We start from the raw sequence: 3,101 nt of genomic DNA on the forward strand, positions 1-3,101 counted from the left end.
ACAGCTTCTTGGATACGGCTGGCAACGATCTTGGCACCCTCTTCGCCCGTATCTGGGAGGATGACAGCAAACTCCTCGCCGCCGATGCGGTATCCGGTATCGCCAGAACGGCTGATAACGGCTTCCATTGATCGAGCGATGAGCTTCAAGGCCTCATCGCCCTTCTGATGCCCGTAACGGTCGTTGAACCCCTTGAAGGAGTCTGCATCGAGCAGGATCAGCGATAGAGGCTGTGAGGTTCGCACCGCGCGCGACCATTCCCGAGCCAGGACCTCGTCGAAGCGACGACGATTGGACAAGCCGGTCAACCCATCCGTCGTTGCCAGCCGTTCGAGCTCGACGTTCAGGGCGCTCGTAGCAATCTCGGCACATTGCCGCCGATCGAGTTCGCGACGGAACAACCACGTCAGGCTCATGGTGGCTGCACAAAGGGACAGTACGGCTCCTCCGAGAGTTAGAGCCTTCTGCCACCAATCTGCATAGATATCTGTCGGCGGTATCGCAGTGCTGAGTTGGAGAGGTTGGTCGCTAACGTGGGTAAACTCGAAGCGGCGCTCGCCTTCTCCGATCATCGCTGGACCGGTGAAGCTGCCTTTTTGCACAGCCATGATCTGGCGATAGCTTGGCTGTTGAGCAACGCTCTTACCAAGCAGTTGCTGGTCGAATGGCTCGCGCATCAGGATTGATCCGCCCGGCCCGTACAAGGTTACGGTGCCGATGCGAGCTACGCCTGCGGCGGCGAACAGGCCACGGAAGTAGTCAAGATGGATGGCACCAGCGACAACTCCGGCAAACGAGCCATCCGGGTTCGACAGGCGGCGGCTCAGCATGACCACCCATTTCCCCGTCAGGCGGGAGATGGCCGGCGGGCTGATATGTAGTCCATCATCGCTGTGAGTAGAGAAGTACTGAAAATACTCGCCATCTGCTCGGTTCAGCGCTCGTGGCGTAACCGATTGCGAGTTGAGAATAACATCGCCGGTCGCGTTCATCACCATGATGAAGCCGAACCCAAGGCCGGTTGCCGAACGATCGAAAAGGATCATGTGACGGAGTTCGGTTGAGGCCTGCGCCACGTCCGTTCGCTTCATACCGTCGACCACCGCCTGTAACGATAGGCCATAGAGCTCGATATTGCGGGCGATATCGCGCTCCAGCACCTGCAGCAAGCTACGGGACGTGATCTCTGTCCGGCGGGTCGCATCCTCTCGCATGTCCCACAGCATTACGGCGGACACGCCGCAGAGACCGGCAACGCAGGCGAGATTGAATGCCGTCAGCGAGCGCGCCGAGTGGGTCCAGCGTCCAAACAGGGCGAAGGGCGATCGGATGGTCATAGGCAGTCGTTATGTTCCGCACTCCGATTGTAGCCGAGGAAGCTTAACGATTTTCCACCACTCGACACCGTTCGATGGATCAATCCCGTAAATTGTGGAGGAGCGGATGGCGTGGGTGGCTGTGGATTAAGCGCCGTCACGACTGGTATCTTTCGCGCAGCTACCCTCTTCACTGACCGTTGAAAACAGCTCCCACCACTCGCTATCGCCTTTTATTAAACTGGGCCTTGTACGACCATAGGCTTGAAATAGGCCGATAAGGCGATTGGGATGCAGTACGAAGGGCGGTCCGGTATCCGGCATAGCGGGATAATACCTTTCGCTGCATCTGCGTCTCGGTCGTTCGGAGCTGACCGCCGCGGCGCCGTGGCCGTCATCTTCTGCCTCTGCACGACGGTGCTGCTCGGCCTCGTCGGCGGCGGCGTTGACTATGCCCGCCTCGCCGCCCGGCGGGCCCAGCTGCAGGGGGCCGTCGATGCCGGGGCGCTGGCCGGCGGCAACACCCTCAAGCTCGCCCTGTCGAACACCGCCACGGTGATCGGGGTTACTGAGCAGACGGTCCGATCCGAGGCGAAATCGCCGCCGGACCGGCCGTTGGCGGTTGAGGTCAGCGTGGGATCCGACAAGACCAACGTCTTGGTAACGGCCGCCGAAACCTTCAAACTGTCCTTCGGTAGCTTCATTGGTATGCCCACCGTCAAACTCGCGGTGAAGGCGCAGGCGAGCGTTGTTGGGCGGATGCGCCTGTGCATGCTGGCGCTCGACCCGCTCGCGGCGGGTGCCTTCAACCTGCAGAAGAGCGCGCAGGTCACCGCTATCGATTGCGCGCTGTATTCCAACTCCGCCTCTCCGACCGGCATGGTCGGGCAGCAGAACGCGATCGCCAAGGCGCAGACGATCTGCTCGGCCGGTGGCTACCTCGGCGTGCGGGCGAACTTCAGCCCGACGCCGCAGACCGGCTGCCCGGTGATCGATGATCCTCTGAAGGACCGTACCGCCCCACCGATCGGCGCCTGCGCGACACTACCGTTCCCATTGAACGTGTTGAATGTAAACAGCTTGAAGAAGATTGATTCGAGTATGACGCTCGAACCAGGAACGTATTGTGGTGGCCTACAGATCACGAAGAATGCTGTCGTCACGCTAAAGGCTGGAATTTATGTCATAGCAAATGGCCCGCTGATTGTTGATAAGAAAGCGTCGCTTAGCGGTACGGATGTGGCTTTCTACTTCACAGGCGACAAAGGCAGTCTCGTCTTTGACAAAGATACGACAATCAGCCTCTCGGCACCAACGAAAGGCGTAATGGCGGGCTTACTTATCTCTGAAGATAGGACTGTATCCTCTCCCACAGATCCAAGCAACCTTATCACGACACTCCTTGGTGCAATACTCGCCCCACCTCCTGCACCCCTTGCAGCGACCAAGCCGATGCGGACGTACCGCATCCTCAGCGACAACGCCCGCACCATGCTCGGCACGATCTACCTGCCGGCGGGCCGCCTCGTCATCGATGCGACGAAGCCGGTGGCCGACCAGTCGGCCTACACCGTGATCGTGGCCCAGCAGATCAACCTCTACGAAGGCCCGAACCTCGTCCTCAACGCGAATTACGGCGCGACAAGCGTGCCGGTGCCGAAGGGCGTCGGCCCGGTCTCCGGCCGGCTGCTGCTGACGCAATGACGACGGGCCCCCTTCACCGCCGACGGGATGGAGCCTCATGCTCGCGCTGATCCTCGATGATGCGGAACTCAACAACCTGCT

The 3,101-nt window shown here is 60.2% G+C and carries 2 protein-coding genes; one reads left to right on the forward strand and one right to left on the reverse strand.

Annotated elements, in window-relative coordinates; genetic code table 11:
* A partial coding sequence (locus MKK60_RS11775) for a sensor domain-containing diguanylate cyclase (RefSeq protein WP_243985940.1) occupies positions 1-1,337 on the reverse strand: 1,337 nt, incomplete at its 3' end.
* A gap of 270 nt (positions 1,338-1,607) precedes the next feature.
* Between MKK60_RS11775 and MKK60_RS11780 the strand changes: the two genes are divergently transcribed.
* Positions 1,608-3,020, forward strand: coding sequence for a pilus assembly protein TadG-related protein (locus tag MKK60_RS11780; protein ID WP_279604070.1), 1,413 nt, complete (start codon positions 1,608-1,610; stop codon positions 3,018-3,020).
* Positions 3,021-3,101: the final 81 nt, after the last annotated feature.

It is taken from the genome of Methylobacterium sp. J-092 (genome assembly GCF_022829325.1).
Classification (GTDB): Bacteria; Pseudomonadota; Alphaproteobacteria; order Rhizobiales; family Beijerinckiaceae; genus Methylobacterium.

Bases quoted from the DNA above. Each gene is read 5' to 3' on its own strand.
- MKK60_RS11780 (WP_279604070.1), top strand. From the start codon at position 1,608: ATGCAGTACGAAGGGCGGTCCGGTATCCGGCATAGCGGGATAATACCT.